This is a genomic window from Hydrogenophaga crassostreae, assembly GCF_001761385.1.
GTDB lineage: Bacteria > Pseudomonadota > Gammaproteobacteria > Burkholderiales > Burkholderiaceae_C > Hydrogenophaga > Hydrogenophaga crassostreae.
In genome coordinates this window covers 318933-334578 of record NZ_CP017476.1, presented here as the reverse complement: position 1 = coordinate 334578, position 15646 = coordinate 318933, and the positions used below count along the sequence as shown (strand labels likewise).

Annotated in this window: 11 protein-coding genes; 7 read left to right on the top strand and 4 right to left on the bottom strand. The window is 62.7% G+C overall.

All coding sequences use genetic code 11. The features are described 5' to 3' along the window. Positions 1-36 precede the first annotated feature (36 nt). Positions 37-723 carry a response regulator transcription factor gene (locus LPB072_RS01610; protein WP_066095251.1) on the top strand — a complete coding sequence of 229 codons (687 nt, stop codon included), beginning with the start codon at positions 37-39 and terminating at the stop codon, positions 721-723. Positions 724-750: 27 nt separating this feature from the next. On the opposite strand, the gene LPB072_RS01605 is transcribed toward LPB072_RS01610, so the two are convergent. Together LPB072_RS01605 and LPB072_RS01600 are read right to left on the bottom strand one after the other, a co-directional pair. Then, the gene (locus tag LPB072_RS01605; protein WP_066095248.1) at positions 751-1389 is read right to left on the bottom strand and encodes an MBL fold metallo-hydrolase; all 639 of its coding nucleotides are present in this window, start codon (positions 1387-1389) and stop codon (positions 751-753) included. A 79-nt stretch (positions 1390-1468) separates the two neighbouring features. Continuing rightward, complete coding sequence (locus LPB072_RS01600) at positions 1469-1936, bottom strand: Lrp/AsnC family transcriptional regulator (RefSeq protein WP_066095245.1); 468 nt, start codon at positions 1934-1936, stop codon at positions 1469-1471. A 146-nt stretch (positions 1937-2082) separates the two neighbouring features. Here LPB072_RS01600 and LPB072_RS01595 point away from each other — a divergent pair, with 146 nt between their 5' ends. Beyond that, positions 2083-3372, top strand: coding sequence for a methionine gamma-lyase (locus LPB072_RS01595; protein WP_066095242.1), 1290 nt, complete (start codon positions 2083-2085; stop codon positions 3370-3372). On the opposite strand, the gene LPB072_RS01590 is transcribed toward LPB072_RS01595, so the two are convergent. Then, a complete protein-coding gene (locus LPB072_RS01590; protein ID WP_066095472.1) occupies positions 3314-3793 on the bottom strand; it encodes an Lrp/AsnC family transcriptional regulator in 480 nt (159 codons plus the stop codon). The genes LPB072_RS01595 and LPB072_RS01590 overlap by 59 nt on opposite strands. 103 nt (positions 3794-3896) lie before the next feature. Here LPB072_RS01590 and mdeB point away from each other — a divergent pair, with 103 nt between their 5' ends. From mdeB to LPB072_RS01570, 4 genes are all read left to right on the top strand, one after another. Next, on the top strand, positions 3897-6527 hold the full coding sequence (mdeB, locus tag LPB072_RS01585) for an alpha-ketoglutarate dehydrogenase (protein WP_066095239.1): 2631 nt from the start codon (positions 3897-3899) through the stop codon (positions 6525-6527). A 173-nt stretch (positions 6528-6700) separates the two neighbouring features. Then, entirely contained in the window at positions 6701-9130 is a 2430-nt protein-coding gene (locus LPB072_RS01580) for a hybrid sensor histidine kinase/response regulator (RefSeq protein ID WP_066095236.1), read from the top strand. 16 nt (positions 9131-9146) lie between these two features. Further along, positions 9147-12419: a transporter substrate-binding domain-containing protein gene (locus LPB072_RS01575; protein WP_066095234.1), complete on the top strand. Its 3273-nt coding sequence runs from the start codon at positions 9147-9149 to the stop codon at positions 12417-12419. Further along, complete coding sequence (locus LPB072_RS01570) at positions 12416-12808, top strand: response regulator (protein ID WP_066095231.1); 393 nt, start codon at positions 12416-12418, stop codon at positions 12806-12808. Before LPB072_RS01575 ends, LPB072_RS01570 begins: the two co-directional genes overlap by 4 nt. Before the next feature lie 17 nt (positions 12809-12825). Here the strand turns inward: LPB072_RS01570 and LPB072_RS01565 are convergent, their stop codons facing one another. Then, on the bottom strand, positions 12826-15102 hold the full coding sequence (locus LPB072_RS01565) for a heavy metal translocating P-type ATPase (RefSeq protein ID WP_066095228.1): 2277 nt from the start codon (positions 15100-15102) through the stop codon (positions 12826-12828). Between the two features lie 54 nt (positions 15103-15156). On the opposite strand from LPB072_RS01565, the gene cadR reads away from it, so the two are divergent. Beyond that, positions 15157-15633, top strand: coding sequence for a Cd(II)/Pb(II)-responsive transcriptional regulator (cadR, locus tag LPB072_RS01560; RefSeq protein WP_066095225.1), 477 nt, complete (start codon positions 15157-15159; stop codon positions 15631-15633). Positions 15634-15646: the final 13 nt, after the last annotated feature.

The window sequence follows — 15646 nt, the reverse complement described above, 5'->3', positions numbered from 1 at the left end:
CTGCACAGACAGATCTATCTATGATGAACACCCTATATGACAACCTCGTCCAGCCCCATTTCCGTGGCCATCGTGGAGGACGATGAGGCTTGCATGGATCGCTTTGAGTCGGCCATACAAGCATCGAGCGATCTGCTATTGGTGGGCAGCTTCGCTGATGGCCGCTCGGCGCTGACTTGGTTGCAAGGGCATCAACCCGACGTGCTGCTTTGTGACTTGGGCCTACCTGATTTACCAGGTCTCGCGGTCATTTCATACTGTGCGCAGCGCTGCCCAAAGACAGCCGTGATGGTGATCACCCTGTATGAAGACGAGCAGCATGTGGTGCGATCTCTTGAAGCCGGCGCGGCAGGCTACCTACTCAAAGACAGCCTCCATGGTGAAATTTGCGACCGTATCCGAGAGCTCCACGCTGGAGGCTCACCTATCACGCCGAATATCGCACGCCTTGTACTCAAGCGCTTTCGACCCAAGGTAGACAAACCAGCCTTCTCCCCAGTCCAGGGACTGACGCACCTCACCCCCAAAGAGTTGATTGTGCTGACCCGCATTGCCCAAGGGTTCAGCTACGCCGAGATCGGTGGCCTTGAGGGAGTCAGTGTGAATACGGTGCATACCCACATAAAGCACATCTACGAGAAACTCTCCGTGCGATCTCGCTCAGAAGCGGTTTTCGAGGCAAGTCAAATGGGTTTGCTCGACATCGTTCCTCGACGAGGATGAGTCCTCCATCTCGATCGCAAGAAGCAATCAGGGCGCCCGAACATACGGATTGAACTGCCGCTCTTCCCCAAACGTGCTTTCCGGGCCATGGCCCGGAATGAACACCGTGTCATCGCCCATGGGCCACAGGCGCTCCCGGATGCTGCTGACCAACTGCGCCTGGTTGCCTTGGGGGAAATCGGTGCGGCCGATGCCGCCGGCGAAGAGCACATCGCCCACGAAGGCGCGCTTGGCCTCGGGGGAATGGAACACCACATGGCCGGGCGTGTGGCCGGGGCAGTGGCGCACGTTCAACTGGCTCTGCCCAATTTGCACCACATCACCATCGGCCAGCCAGCGCGTGGGCGTGAAAGGTTCGCAGTGGGGAAAGCCAAACATCTTGCCTTGCTGCACCATGCCGTCGATCCAGAACTGGTCGCCAGGGTGTGGGCCGATGATGGGCAGGTTCAGGCGTTCCGCGAGCTCTGCCGTGCCGCCGGCGTGGTCGATGTGGGCATGGGTGAGCCAGATCGCTTTGAGCGTCACGCCCAGCCGCTTGATCTCGGCCTGCAGGCGATCGAGATCGCCACCGGGATCGATGATGGCGGCGTCCATGGTCTGGTCGCACCAGACGATGGAGCAGTTCTGGGCAAACGGGGTGACGGGGACGGTGAGGTATTTCAGCATGTGAGTTCTATGAAAACGTGGGGCCGACTGAGCGCGTGACCAACATTGTCGACGCTGACGGCCATCTGGGTCAGCCGGCTCATTTGACCGGCACTTCGTTGGAACGCTTCACCTCCTTGAGCGAGAAGCTGGTCGAGATCTCGCGCACGCCCGGCAAGCCCCGGATGTTGTTGCGCACGAATTCCGCGAAGGCTTCCAGATCGCGGGCCACCACTTCCAGCTGGTAATCGAACCGGCCCGAAAGGTTGTGACACGACAGGATCTGCGGCAGCGCCACCACCTCGCGCTCGAAAGCATCGGCCTTTTCCAGGGTGTGGTCGGCCATGGCGAGGTGCACAAAACCAAGCACACCGTAGCCCAGCAGCTTGCGGTCCAGCCGCGCGTGGTAGCCCGCAATGATGCCGCTGTCTTCCAGCTGGCGCACGCGGCGCCAACATGGCGACTGGGAAAGCGACACCAGCTCGGCCAGTTCGCCCACGGTGGTGCGGCCGTTCTTTTGCAGGGCGGTGAGCAGCTGGCGATCGATGGCGTCGGGGGTGATGGGCATAGAGGTCTTAATATTCAAAAAGTAGACACAGAAAGGTAATTTTTACCCTAATTACCGCAATTTAGGTGAATTTCAGCGAAATATTACCCCGGTCCAAGGTTCAGAATTTCAGGCATCCCAGCCCCAAACCCCTTGAGGAACCTGACATGAGCCAACGCACATCCGGCGGATTCAGCACCCGCGCCATCCACCACGGTTACGACCCTTTGGACCACCAAGGCGCGCTGGTGCCGCCGCTGTACACCTCGGCCACGTTCGCCTTTCCCGACACCGGCTACGGTGCCCGCTGCTTCAGCGGTGAAGAATCGGGTTACTTCTACACGCGCATCGCCAACCCCACCCTGGCCCTGCTCGAAGGTCGGCTGGCCAGCCTGGAACAAGGGGCGGGCGCCGTGGTGTTCGGTTCAGGCATGGGCGCGATCACGGCCACGTTGTGGTCCATGCTGGCACCGGGCGACGAGGTGCTGGCCGACCTCACCCTGTACGGCTGCACCTTTTCTTTCATGTCCCACGGACTGACCAAGTTTGGCGTGAAGGTGCGCCATGTCGACATGCGCGATCCGGCCCAGCTGCAACAGGCCATGAGCTCCCAGACCAAGGTCGTCTACTGCGAATCCCCGGCCAACCCCAACATGCGCCTGGCCGACATCGCAGCCGTGGCCAGGATTGCCCACGCCGGCGGCGCCAAGCTGGTGGTCGACAACACCTACTGCACGCCCTACCTGCAACAGCCCCTGGTGCTGGGCGCCGATGTGAGCGTGCACTCCATGACCAAATACCTGGGCGGCCACGGCGACCTGACGGCCGGCGCTGCCATCTTTGCCGACGCCGAGCTGGCGAAACACGTGCGGCTCTATGGCCTGAAAGACATGACCGGCGCCGTGATGAGCGCACCCGACGCACAGCAGGTGATGCGCGGCTTGAAGACGCTCACGCTGCGCATGGACCGCCATTGCCAGAACGCCCAGGCCATTGCCGAGCTGCTGGAGCGCCACCCCGCCACCAGCGCCGTGCACTTCCCTGGCCTGCCCAGCTTCCCCCAGCACGAGCTGGCCAAGCGCCAGATGAGCCAGTTCGGCGGCATGGTGGCGTTTGAGCTGCACGGCGGGCTGGAAGCCGGCGTGTGCTTCATGGACGCACTGAACCTCATCACGCGTGCGGTCAGCCTGGGCGACGCCGAAAGCCTGGCCCAGCATCCGGCCAGCATGACCCACTCCACCTACACGCCCGAGGAGCGCGCGGCCCACGGCATCAGCGAAGGCCTGGTGCGTTTGTCGATCGGTCTGGAAGACCTGGGCGACATCGTGGCCGACATCGAGCAGGCGCTCGACCTGGTCACGGCCATGGGCGCGGTCAGCGGAATGGTCAAGGGAACGGTCAGCGCGCCGGCAACACCGCCGGCAGCGGCAGCGCCGTCTTGTAGCGCACCTGCTTGAGCGCAAAGCTGGAGCGGATCTTCTCCACGCCCTGCATGGGCGACAGCTGATCAAGAATGAAACGCTCCAGTGCCCCGATGTCGGCCACGGCCACGCGAATCAAATAGTCGCTGTCGCCCGACATCAAATAGCACTCCATCACTTCTTCGTGTTCGGCAATGCGGGTTTCGAAATCGGCCAGCGCCTCTTTGGATTGCTGCTTGAGGCTGATCGAGATGAACACGTTGAGGCCCAGCCCCAAAGCCTTGGGGTCGGCCAGCGCCACATAGCGCTGGATCACCCCCTGGGTCTCCAGTGCTTTGACCCGCACCAGACAAGGCGAAGGCGACAGGTTCACCCGGCGCGCCAGTTCCACATTGCTGAGCGATCCATCTTGCTGCAATTCGGCCAATATACGGACATCAATCACATCCAAAGACATAAACACCTTCATAAAGACAATTTGAAGCAGTTTATGCGGTTTACAGAGCAAATTCGATCACATTTCAAACGCACATTTCGCCAGCAAAGCCCTACAGTTACCCATGACCGACGCAGCCCAAGCCCGTTATCTCAACACCCCAGAAGGCGATGCCGACCCCTCCGAAACAGCGGAGTGGCGCGAAGCGTTTGCCGCGTTACTGGCCTCACAAGGGCCAGAACGCGCACGCTTCATGCTCGACGAGATGGCGCGGCTGGCACGGGCACAACGCGTGGGCTGGCAGCCCGAGCTGAACACGCCTTACGTCAACACCATTGCGGTTGACCAGCAACCCGTGTTCCCCGGCGATCTGGAAATCGAAGAGCGGCTGGGTTCGCTCATGCGCTGGAACGCGCTGGCCATGGTCGTCAAGGCCAACCAGGCCTATGGCGAACTGGGCGGTCACATCGCCAGCTACGCCAGCGCGGCCGATCTGTTTGAGGTGGGCAACAACCACTTTTTCCATGGCCGCCATGAAAACCACCTCGGGGATCTGGTCTTCTACCAGCCACACAGTGCACCCGGCGTCTACGCCCGCGCCTACCTCGAAGGCCGCCTGACCGCCGACGACCTGCTGCATTACCGGCAAGAGCTCACTTCGCCTGCCGCTTTGGCGGGCGCCGCACAAGCGCCCGAAACCGCCGCCGACAGCGGCCTGGCGCGTGGCCTGTGCAGCTACCCGCATCCGTATCTGATGCCCGATTTCTGGCAGTTCCCCACCGGCTCCATGGGCATCGGCCCCATCAGCTCGATTTACCACGCGCGCTTCATGCGCTACCTCTCGCACCGCCAGTTGCTCAACTGCGAAGGCCGCAAGGTGTGGGGCGTGTTCGGCGACGGCGAGATGGACGAGCCCGAGAGCATGAGCGCTTTGACGCTCGCCGCTCGCGAGGGGCTGGACAACCTGGTCTGGGTGGTCAACTGCAACCTGCAGCGCCTCGACGGCCCGGTGCGCGGCAACGGCCGCATCATCGACGAGCTGGAAAAACTCTTCGCCGGCGCGGGCTGGAACGTGATCAAACTCGTGTGGGGCTCCGACTGGGACGGCCTCTTTGCCCGCGACACCACGGGCGCCCTCACCCGCGCCTTCGCCAACACGGTCGACGGCCAGATGCAAACCTTCGCCGCCAAAGACGGCCGCTTCAACCGCGACAACTTCTTTGGCCAGAACGAAGCGCTGCAGCGCCTCGCCCAGGGCATGACCGACGAGCAGATCGACCGCCTGAAACGCGGCGGCCACGATCTCGTGAAAATCCACGCCGCCTACGCGGCCGCGGCGGCCCACCAAGGCCAGCCCACGGTGATCCTCGCCCAGACCAAAAAGGGCTACGGCATGGGCACGGCCGGTCAGGGCAAGATGACCACGCACAGCCACAAGAAATTCGACGAAACCGACCTCATCACGTTTCGCAACCGCTTCAACCTGCCCTTGACCGACGAGCAGGCGAAGAACCTGGACTTTTACAAACCAGGTGACGACAGCGCCGAGATGTTGTACCTGCATCAGCGGCGCCAGCAACTGGGCGGTTTTGTGCCCAAAAGGCACACGGCCGCCCAGGTCGTGAACGTGCCGCCCGTGACCCAATACGCCAACTTCGCCCTGCAGGCCGAAGGCAAGGAGATGAGCACCACCATGGCCTTTGTGCGCATGCTGGGCACCCTGCTCAAGGACTCGGAACTGGGCCCGCGCATCGTGCCCATCGTGGCCGACGAGGCGCGCACCTTCGGCATGGCCAACCTGTTCAAGCAGGTGGGCATTTATTCCAGCCAGGGTCAGCGCTACGCGCCCGAAGACATCGGCTCGGTGCTGAGCTACCGAGAAGCCATGGACGGCCAGATTCTGGAAGAAGGCATCTCGGAGGCCGGCGCGCTCGCGAGCTGGACGGCCGCGGCCACCAGCTACAGCGTGCACGGCATGGCCATGCTGCCTTTCTACATCTACTACTCGATGTTCGGCTTCCAGCGCGTGGGCGACCAGATCTGGGCCGCCGCCGACCAGCGCGCCCGGGGCTTCCTGCTCGGCGCCACCTCGGGGCGCACCACCCTGAGCGGCGAAGGCCTGCAACACCAGGACGGCACCAGCCACCTGATCGCCGCCACCATTCCCAATTGCAAAGCCTACGACCCGGCCTACGCGGGCGAGCTGGCCGTCATCATCGACCACGGCATGCGCGAGATGCTGGTGGAGCAGAAAGACGTGTTCTATTACGTCACCATGATGAACGCCAACTACGCGCAACCCAGCTTGCCGGCTGGCGCAGCAGAAGGCGTGATTCGCGGTTGCTACAAGCTGGAGGTCTACACGCCAACTGAAGGCAAGTCCGCCAAAGCGGTCACGCTGATGGGCTCCGGCGCCATCCTCACCGAGGTCGTGATGGCCGCCGAGCAACTGGCGCAAGAAGGCTTTGAAGTGCACGTGTTCAGCGTGACCAGCTGGAGCGAACTGGCGCGCGACGGCGCTGCCTGCGCTTCGGGCCAAGCCTATATAGCCGAACAACTCGCAGACAGCCAAGGCCGGATCATCGCTGCCACCGACTATGTGCGCGCCGTGCCCGAGAGCGTGCGCGCCTGGTTGCCAGCGGATCGCGCGTACACCACACTGGGCACCGACGGCTTTGGCCGCAGCGACACCCGGGCGGCCCTGCGGGCCTTCTTCCAGGTGGACGCGGCGAGCATCGCAAAAGCCGCCCACTAGAACTGCGCCTCCAGCAGAAGCCGCGCAGTCATTGGCATTGGCGCGTGGCGGCCTTCCGACGAAGGGTAAATTCCGGCGTCAAAAAATCCTCCGAAATGCGTCACAATGTTTACATAAGTGAACGTCAGCGTTTGATCATCCAGACCCGCTGAGAAGTTTGATCATGGAGATGCATGAAACGCGTTTTGGTTGTCGATGACAACGAGGCCAACCTGTATTTGTTGCGCCAGGTGCTGCAGAGCAATGGCTATGCAGTGGACGAAGCCCGTCACGGCCTCGAAGCGCTGGCACATGCGCAGACATCCCGGCCAGCGCTTCTGATCACCGACCTGCTGATGCCTGAAATGGATGGCTACACCTTGCTGCGCCAATGGAAAACCGATCCGGCGCTCAAACACATTCCCAGCATCGTCTACACCGCGACCTACACCGACTCCGACGACCAGCGCCTGGCCCTCCAGCTGGGCGCCGACGCCTTTATCGTCAAACCCATGGAGGCCGACGCGTTTGTTGCGGTGGTCAACCAGGTCATCGAGAAAGCCAAGAACGGCAGCCTGCCTGCAACTGCCCCAGGCAACGAGCCGCTGGAAGAAACACAGGTCGCCTACAACGCCACCCTGGTGAGGAAGCTGGAGAAGCGTTCGCTGGAAATGCGCACGCTGACCCGCAACCTGCATGCCAGCAAAGCGCGGTTCAAGGCGCTGGCCGAAAACAGCATGGACATGATCCTGGAGGCTGACCCCATCCTGCACCGCATTCTTTGGGTGAACCGCGCCGCCTGCGAAGGATTTGGGCTCTCATTGGAGGCATTCGTCAACGCGGACAGCAAACGGTTCTATGACCAGTCCGACCCCCGTCTGGCCACCTTGATCGCCGAACGCGATGCCACCGGCCGAACACGGGGGGAAGTCACCGCCATTCGAGCCAACGGAGCGCATTTTCCTGTCGAGATCAGCAGCGTGGTGTATTCGACGCCTGAGCACCAACAAATCGCCAACATCACCCTGCGCGATCTCAGCGCACAAAAGCAGGCGCAAGCAACGTTGCTGCAATCCCAGGCCGACGCTGCCACTTTGCAAGCCGCCATGGATGCACACGCCCTGCTCTCCATGACCGATGCCGAGGGCGTCATCACCTACGTCAACGATGGCCTGTGTGCCACTTCGGGCTACAGACGCGACGAACTGATTGGAAAAACCCACCTGGTGCTCCGTTCGGACCAGCATGACGCAACGGAATACCGGGCACTGTGGCGCACGGTTCAAGCCGGTCAGATGTGGAAAGGCGAGTGGTGCAACCGCACCAGGGAAGGCGCCCTGTTCTGGGTTGAAACCACCGTGGTGCCTTTTGCCACCACCCAGGGGCCGCCAGACAAATACGTCACCATTCAGACCGATATCACCGAGCGCAAACTGGCCGAACGCCAGCGTGGAGAGCTCGAGGCGCAACTCCGGGAGACACAAAAACTGCAGGCGGTGGGCACCCTTGCCAGCGGTATCGCCCATGACTTCAACAACATCGTGGCCGCGATACTGGGTTTCTCCACGCTGATGCGGGAAGAAATTGCGCCTGACGGCCCGGCCGCGGAATACCTGGGACAGATCCAGAAGGCTGGCCGGCGTGCACGCGAGGTGGTGCAGCGCATTGTCAGCTTCAGCCGCCCCCAGTCCACCGCGCTGGCCGACATCGCGGTTCAAGATGCGGTGCATGAGACCCTGGCCATTGCACAAGCGACTCTGCCCACGACCATCGCATTCAAAACACACCTCCCTAACCAACCGGTGCTGGTGCGCGCAGACAACACCCAGCTGCAGCAGGTGCTGCTCAACATCTACACCAATGCCTGGCACGCTGCACCCGCCAAATCAGCGCGCATTGATACCCGACTTGAGATCTGCAACTTCGCATCGACCGACACGGCCAAGCCACCGAACCTCGCCCCAGGGCCATTTGCCCACCTCTGGATTTCGGACAACGGCTGCGGCATGAGCGAAGCGGTGCGCCAGCGCATCTTCGATCCTTTTTTCACCACCAAGCCCGTGGGCCAAGGCACTGGGCTGGGTCTCTCCGCCGTGCGCAGCATCGTGGTCGCCCACCACGGCGCCATCACCGTCGAGAGCCAACCCGATGTGGGCACCACCTTTCACCTCTATTTTCCGCTCGTCGACCAATCCGACTTCCACCAACCGGTCGCCCGGAAGCCCGAAATCACACCACCGTTGACCGGATCACCTCACGTGCTCCTGGTGGATGACGATTCACCCATCACCTTGTTGCTCGAGGCGATCTTGGCGCGCGCGGGCTTTCGGGTGACCCCGTTCACCGACCCCGCACTGGCTTTGGCCGCCCTGCAGAAATGCCCCAAGGATTTTGATCTCCTGTTGACCGACTTCAACATGCCCGGCATGTCAGGTCTGGAGCTGGCACGCCAGGTGCAATCGATCCGCGCCGACCTGCCCATCGCCATTGTGTCCGGCCACATCAGCAGCGAGCTGATCCAGCAGGCCCACACCCTGCGTATCGAAGCCCTGCTGCACAAAGAGCGGGTGTCCGAAGACCTGGTCTTGCGGCTTTCCCAGTTGCTCCAAACCAGCGAAACCTGACCGGGTTTTGGTACCCATGTGGCCGCGATCCGTCGCCATTCTCAAAGGGGCCCGGTCCGGATACGGGTTGGTGCGCAACAGCGCCGCTCTCGGCCTGGTGTGCATCGCCATCGTGTTTGCTGGCAGCTTCGCCAGCGCCTGGGCGCAAACACCACCGCCCACCGCTGAGCTGCCCTCCTTGCAACTGAATGACGGAGAGCGCGCCTGGCTGGCCCGGCACCCGGTGGTGCGTATCGGCGTCGATCCGTCGTATGCCCCTTACGCCTTTGTTGACGACCAAGGAAAGCCGGCGGGCATTTCGGCCGAAATCACTGCGCTGGTGGCCCGGCAACTGGGTATCGAACTGAAGCTGGTGCCAGGTTTGAGCTGGACGCAAATGCTGGAGGCTGTCCGCCAGCGCGAAATCGATCTCGTCACCACCGCCGCATACCGCCCCGAACGCGATGCTTTTCTGGCATTTTCCAAACCCTATCTGCCCACACCCAGCGTGGTCATGACGAGGGCAGATGCCGCCCGCCTGCCCGGCGTTGCCGCATTGAGCGGTCGTCGCGTGGCACTGGTGAAATCGTATTCGTCCAGCCAGGCGTTTCTTGCCGAAGTGCCCGACGCAGAGCCGGTGTATGTCGATACCCCGGTCGAAGGCCTGCTGGCGGTTTCAATCGGGACGGCCGACGCCTATATCGGGGTGATCGGCATCAACACCTACCTGGCCAGCCGCAGTGGCCTGTCGAACCTCACGGTCAACACCACCTACGACATCGCCAACAGCCAAAGCTATGGCGTGCGCAAAGACTGGGCGCCGTTGGCGCCGCTGCTCGACAAGGCCTTGGCCAGCATCCCTCCTGAGCAGATACAGGCAATATTCTCCCGCTGGATCCCGGTATCCATGGAGAACCTGACCGCCCCGCCCGTGGTACTCGATGCCCAAGCGCGTGCCTCGCTTGCGCGGTTGCCTGTATTGAAGGTCGGCGCACTGACCATGCGCTGGCCCTTCGACTTCGTGCAATCCGATGGCGCCCATGCCGGGGTGTCGGAAGACACGCTGGCGTTGATCAAGAAACAGACCGGCATCCACACCCGCACGGTCACGTTCCCCTCCATGAGCGCCATGATGGACAGCTACCAGGCGGGCCAGCTCGACCTGCTCTACGCCGTCAACAATGAGGCGGAAAATGCGCCGGTCGACGACTTGTCCATCCCTTATTTTGTGTCGGCACCGGGCGTTTTCGTGCGCCGGGGCGAGGTGTTCCTGGGCAACCTGGACGCGCTGCTCGACAGCCGCGTGGCGGTGCTTGAAGGCGGCTATGCGGCGGAAACCCTGGCGGCCTACCCCCGCATTGCCCAGGTACCGTTCCCATCGCTGGTCGCCGCTTCGCGCGCGCTGCTGAACGGGGAGGTGAAGTACATGGCGGCAGAAACCACCTCCGCCTTGAAAGCCATCGACGAAGCCTCCATCGCCGGCCTGACCTATGCAGGCCCGCTGAGCGACCACGCCATCAAGCTCCATCTGGCCGTGCACCCCCGCAACGCTGGGCTTCGTCCCATGTTGAACGCGGCGATCGACGGCATCACCGCCGAAGAGGCGGCCACCGTTCGACGCCGCTGGGTCGGCAGCCTCGTTCAGAGCGGCATCGCACGCGAGAAGGTACGGGCCTGGGCCGCAGCACTGGTCGCTCTCGCCGCGCTGGGTTACCTCGCCTTCTACCTGCACAACCGCCGGCTGCGGCGAGAGATCGCATTGCGGGCACAAATGACCGATCAGCTGATGGTCGTTCGCGCTGAGCGCGACAAAGCCGAACAACGCTTTCGCACCATGGTCGACACCTCGCCCTATGCCTTGCTGCTGATCGACCACCAGGGCACAGTGACCCAGGTCACGGCCAGTGTCGAATCACTCTTTGGCTATACCCGGTCCGAGCTGATCGGACAATCCGTCGAGCTGCTGGTGCCCCCTGAACACCGGCGGGAATACCTGGCCCTGTCACACGCGTACCCCGAGATGGCCGGTGAGCATGAACTGTTTGCCCAGCACAAAGACGGACACCAGATCCCGGTAGAGGTGCGGCTCAGCCCAGTGGAGTTTCCAGAGGGGCACTTTGTGCTGGTTTCTGTCGTCGACAACACCGAAAGCCATGCCGCGCAAGTGAAGCTGCGCGAAAGCGAAGAGCGGTTTCGGGATCTGTTTGAGAACGCCAGCGACCTGATCCACGTGCTCGACCTCACCAACAAGTTTGTGTTTGTGAACGCCAGCTGGTGCAAGACCTTGGGCTATACCCCGGAAGAAGCCAACGCATTGGACCTGATGGCGGTGATTGCGCCCGAGAGCAGAGCCTATGTAGCGGCGCAGCGGGCCAAAAGCCTGAATGGAGAAGATCTGATCCAGATGCAGTTGGTCCTTCTCACCAAAGACAAACAACGGATCGAAGTAGAAGGGAACATCTCGCAGAAAATCGTTGACGGAAAAAACGTCTCCAGCCGGGGTGTGTTTCGCGACGTGACCGCCCGAAACCGTTTTGTCAAAGAGCTGGCGCAAGCCAAACAAAAAGCCGAAGCCGCCGACCACATCAAGTCGGCGTTCCTCGCGTCCATGAGCCACGAGCTGCGCACCCCGCTGAACTCCGTGATCGGCTTCACCGGGATCTTGCTCAAACGCCTGGCAGGCCCGTTGAACGACGAACAGGCTTTTCAAATGGAAAAGGTGCGCGAAAGCGCGCACCACCTGCTCGCGCTGGTCAACGACGTGCTCGACATTTCCCGGATCGAAGCGGGCGAACTGCGGGTGTCCCACGAGCGGTTTGATTTGAATGCCAGCATTGCCAAGGCAATGGCCACGGTACAACCCCTGGCCGACGCGAAAGGATTGGGTTTGGGCGTGGAAACCAGCGAGCCCGTGGGTACGGCCATGGGAGACGCTAGGCGCACCGCACAGGTGCTGCTCAACCTCCTCAGCAACGCCATCAAGTTCACCAAAGTGGGCTCGGTCACCTTGCGGGTCAAAGAGGTGGGCGAGACCTTGCTGCAAGTGGACGTCAGCGACACCGGCATCGGCATCGCACCAGCCGATCTTCCAACTTTGTTTCAACCCTTTCGCCAAATCGACAACCGCCTGGCACGGCAACATGAGGGCTCTGGCCTGGGTCTGGCCATTTCGCGCAAGCTGGCCGAACTCATGGACGGCTCACTGGAAGTCAGCAGCGAGGCCGGCGTGGGCTCCACCTTCACATTCACCATCCCGCGCGCAGATTCCGCCACCGACAACGAGAGCACCGAGAAAGAAGAACACCCATGAACATGCGCATTCTGTTGATCGAAGACAACGAAAACAACCGCTATTTGCTCAGCTTCTTGCTCGAAAACCGCGGATGGGAAGTGATTCACGCGGCCGACGGCGCCGCCGGGCTGACCATGGCGATCGATTGTGATCCCGCCCTCATCTTGCTCGACATCCAGTTGCCGGTCATGGATGGCCATGAAGTTGCCCGCCGGATCAAGAACAACCCTGCGCTGGCCAGCATCCCGATCATGGCGGTAACGTCCTATGCCATGCAGGGCGACCGAGATGCGGCCTTGGCAGCCGGATGCCAGGGCTACATGGAGAAGCCCATCGACCCCGATACGTTCGTCGACGAAGTGGAGTCCCTGCTGCCGCCCGAGCGGCGCACGACCGCCTCCCTCTGACAACAACCACCCTTTGGCTACCGGCGCAGCAGGCGCAGTCCATTGGCCACCACCAGCAGGCTCGCCCCTATGTCGGCGAACACGGCCATCCACATGGTCGCGTCATCAAAGATGGCCAGCAGCAGAAACACCCCCTTGATGCCCAGGGCCAGCGCGATGTTCTGGCGCAGGATGTTGTGCACGCGGCGCGAGAGGCGAATGGTTTCGGGAATGCGGTTCAGGTCGTCATTCATGATCACCACGTCGGCCGATTCCATGGCAATGTCGGTGCCGGCGCCGCCCATGGCGATGCCGATGTCGGCGCGGGCCAGGGCCGGCGCATCGTTGATGCCATCGCCCACCATCGCCGTGAACCCATAGCGCTGCTGCATCGCTTCAATCGCGGCCAGCTTGCCTTCGGGCAGCAGATCACCGCGCGCATCGTCGATGCCCGCTTCTTTCGCGATGGTTGCGGCCGTGGTGCTGTTGTCGCCGGTGAGCATCACGGTGCTCACGCCCAGCCGACGCAACGCGGCCAAGGCCTCGCGTGAGCCGGGTTTGATGGTGTCGGCCACCGCAAACAGCGCCAGCACTTCGCGCTCATTGGCAAGCAAGGTGACCGTGCGGCCCTGGGCTTCGTGCACCGCCAGCTTGGCTTCCAGTGCCGCGCTGCACAGCCCGCGTTCCTCGATCAGCCGGTGGTTGCCCAGCAACAAGGCCTGCCCATCGACTTGCGCGCCCACGCCCCGCCCGGCCCAGGCCGTGAACCCTTGCAGCGTGGCCAATTGACCCGGCAGGCCGGCGGCAATCGCCTGCGACACCGGGTGATCGGAATGCCCAGCCAGGCTCGATGCCCACGACTGCACTTGCGCTTCATTGGCGTTCGCTCGCAGGATTTCACTCGCCACCAGTCGCGGCTTGCCTTCGGTGATGGTGCCGGTTTTGTCGAGCGCAATCGCGCGGATGCGGTGCGCGTTTTCCAGGTGCACGCCGCCCTTGATCAAGATGCCGCGCCGCGCGGCCGACGCCAGGCCACTGACCACGCTCACCGGCGTGGAGATCACCAGCGCACAGGGGCAAGCGATCACCAGCAACACCAGTGCCTTGTACATCGCGTCGAGCCAGGGCATGTTCATCAACAGCGGCAGACCTATGGCGGCGGCCACCGCGAGACCGAACACGGCGGGTGTGTAGACGCGGGCGAAACGGTCCACAAACTGTTGTGTGGGCGCGCGGCTGCCCTGGGCCTGTTCAACGGCGTGGATGATGCGGGCGATCAGCGTGTTGCTGGCCTCCGCGCTCACGCGCAGCTCCAGCGTGCTGCTCAGGTTGACGGTGCCGGCGAACACGGCGTCATCCACCGTTTTGTCGGCCGGCAGGCTCTCACCGGTGACTGCGCTTTGGTCCAGCGTGCTGCTGCCTGCGGTGATCATGCCGTCGAGCGGCATGCGCGCGCCGGGCTTGATGCGGATGATCGAGCCCACCGCCACTTTGGTGGCAGGCTCGGCCTGCCAACTGCCATCGGCTTGCCGCACCTCGGCGGTCTCGGGCGTGAGGCTGAGCAGGCCCTGAATGGCGTTGCGCGCGCGGTCCACCGCCCGCGCTTCGATCCACTCGGCGATGGCGTACAAGGCCATCACCATGGCCGCTTCCGGCCATTGACCGATCAGGAAAGCGCCGGTCACGGCCACGGTCATCAAGGCGTTGATGTTCAGGCGGAAATGGCGCAAGGCGGCCAGTCCCTTGGCATAGGTGGAGAAACCGGCCAGGCCGATCGCCACAGCAGCCAGGGCCATGCCGAACACCTTCCACGGCAGGGTTTCGGGGGCAAAAAAGTGCAGCAACTCGGCGCCCACCGCAAACGCCAGCGCGGCGCCGTAGCGCACGAGGCCATTGCTGGCGGATGACGTCGTGCCCTGCGTGTGGTCAAGGCCTTGGTCGTCGTGGTTGTGCCCCGCGTGATCGTGCGGCGCGTGTTGACCCGGTTGCTCGCCAGGCAACAAGCGCTTGGCGGGGTAACCCGAACGGTTCACCGCATCGATGGCCGCCGGGATCACCTCGGGCGGCGCATCGATGGTCAGGGTGCGTTGGCCCAATTGAAAGCGCAGGCTGCGGATGCCCCCCACGGCATCCAGCGCATGGCGGATGTCGGACTCTTCGGCCGCGCAATCCATCAAGGGAATGCTCAGCACCACCGCATCAACCGCCTCCGGGGTTGCTGGCTCTTTGCTCAAGGGAATGGGCACAGCGCAGACCGTGCTGCAACCGCAGTCGGTCGAATCAACCGAAGGAGACGAAGAAGTATCAGAGGTCATGGGTTCATTACAAACCCTTGACCCACTCCAGAGTCAAGCGCGTAACATGGCCCCATGAAAATTGGCGCTCTCTCCACTGCCACCGGTGTGCCCATCGACACCATTCGCCACTACGAGCGCGAGGGTCTGCTGCCCGAAGCGGCGCGCACCGAAGGCAACTACCGCATCTACGAGGTCGCGCACGCGCAGCGCCTGAGCTTCATCCGCCATTGCCGCGGCCTGGACATGACGCTGGACGAGATCCGCGTGTTGCTGCATTTCAAAGACGCCCCCACTGAAGATTGCGGCGAAGTGAATGCGCTATTGGACCAGCACATCGGCCACGTGGCCCACCGCATTCGCGAATTGCGCGCGCTGGAAAAACAGTTGCGCGAACTGCGCGACACCTGCCGCACCGCGCAAGACGCGGAGCACTGCGGCATCCTCAATCAGCTGAGTGAATTCGCCAAACAGCCGGCGACCAAGCCATCGGGCAGCGGGCATGTGCACGGGGCACACGCCCGGCAACCCTCTGCCCGCCCAGGCCGATAGACCCGTCTGCGCG

Excerpts from the sequence above, each read along its gene's own strand:
- LPB072_RS01610 (WP_066095251.1), top strand. The coding sequence starts at position 37 with ATGACAACCTCGTCCAGCCCCATTTCCGTGGCCATCGTGGAGGACGAT.
- LPB072_RS01605 (WP_066095248.1), bottom strand. The coding sequence starts at position 1,389 with ATGCTGAAATACCTCACCGTCCCCGTCACCCCGTTTGCCCAGAACTGC.
- LPB072_RS01600 (WP_066095245.1), bottom strand. The coding sequence starts at position 1,936 with ATGCCCATCACCCCCGACGCCATCGATCGCCAGCTGCTCACCGCCCTG.
- LPB072_RS01595 (WP_066095242.1), top strand. The coding sequence starts at position 2,083 with ATGAGCCAACGCACATCCGGCGGATTCAGCACCCGCGCCATCCACCAC.
- LPB072_RS01590 (WP_066095472.1), bottom strand. The coding sequence starts at position 3,793 with ATGTCTTTGGATGTGATTGATGTCCGTATATTGGCCGAATTGCAGCAA.
- mdeB (WP_066095239.1), top strand. The coding sequence starts at position 3,897 with ATGACCGACGCAGCCCAAGCCCGTTATCTCAACACCCCAGAAGGCGAT.
- LPB072_RS01580 (WP_066095236.1), top strand. The coding sequence starts at position 6,701 with ATGAAACGCGTTTTGGTTGTCGATGACAACGAGGCCAACCTGTATTTG.
- LPB072_RS01575 (WP_066095234.1), top strand. The coding sequence starts at position 9,147 with ATGTGGCCGCGATCCGTCGCCATTCTCAAAGGGGCCCGGTCCGGATAC.
- LPB072_RS01570 (WP_066095231.1), top strand. The coding sequence starts at position 12,416 with ATGAACATGCGCATTCTGTTGATCGAAGACAACGAAAACAACCGCTAT.
- LPB072_RS01565 (WP_066095228.1), bottom strand. The coding sequence starts at position 15,102 with ATGACCTCTGATACTTCTTCGTCTCCTTCGGTTGATTCGACCGACTGC.
- cadR (WP_066095225.1), top strand. The coding sequence starts at position 15,157 with ATGAAAATTGGCGCTCTCTCCACTGCCACCGGTGTGCCCATCGACACC.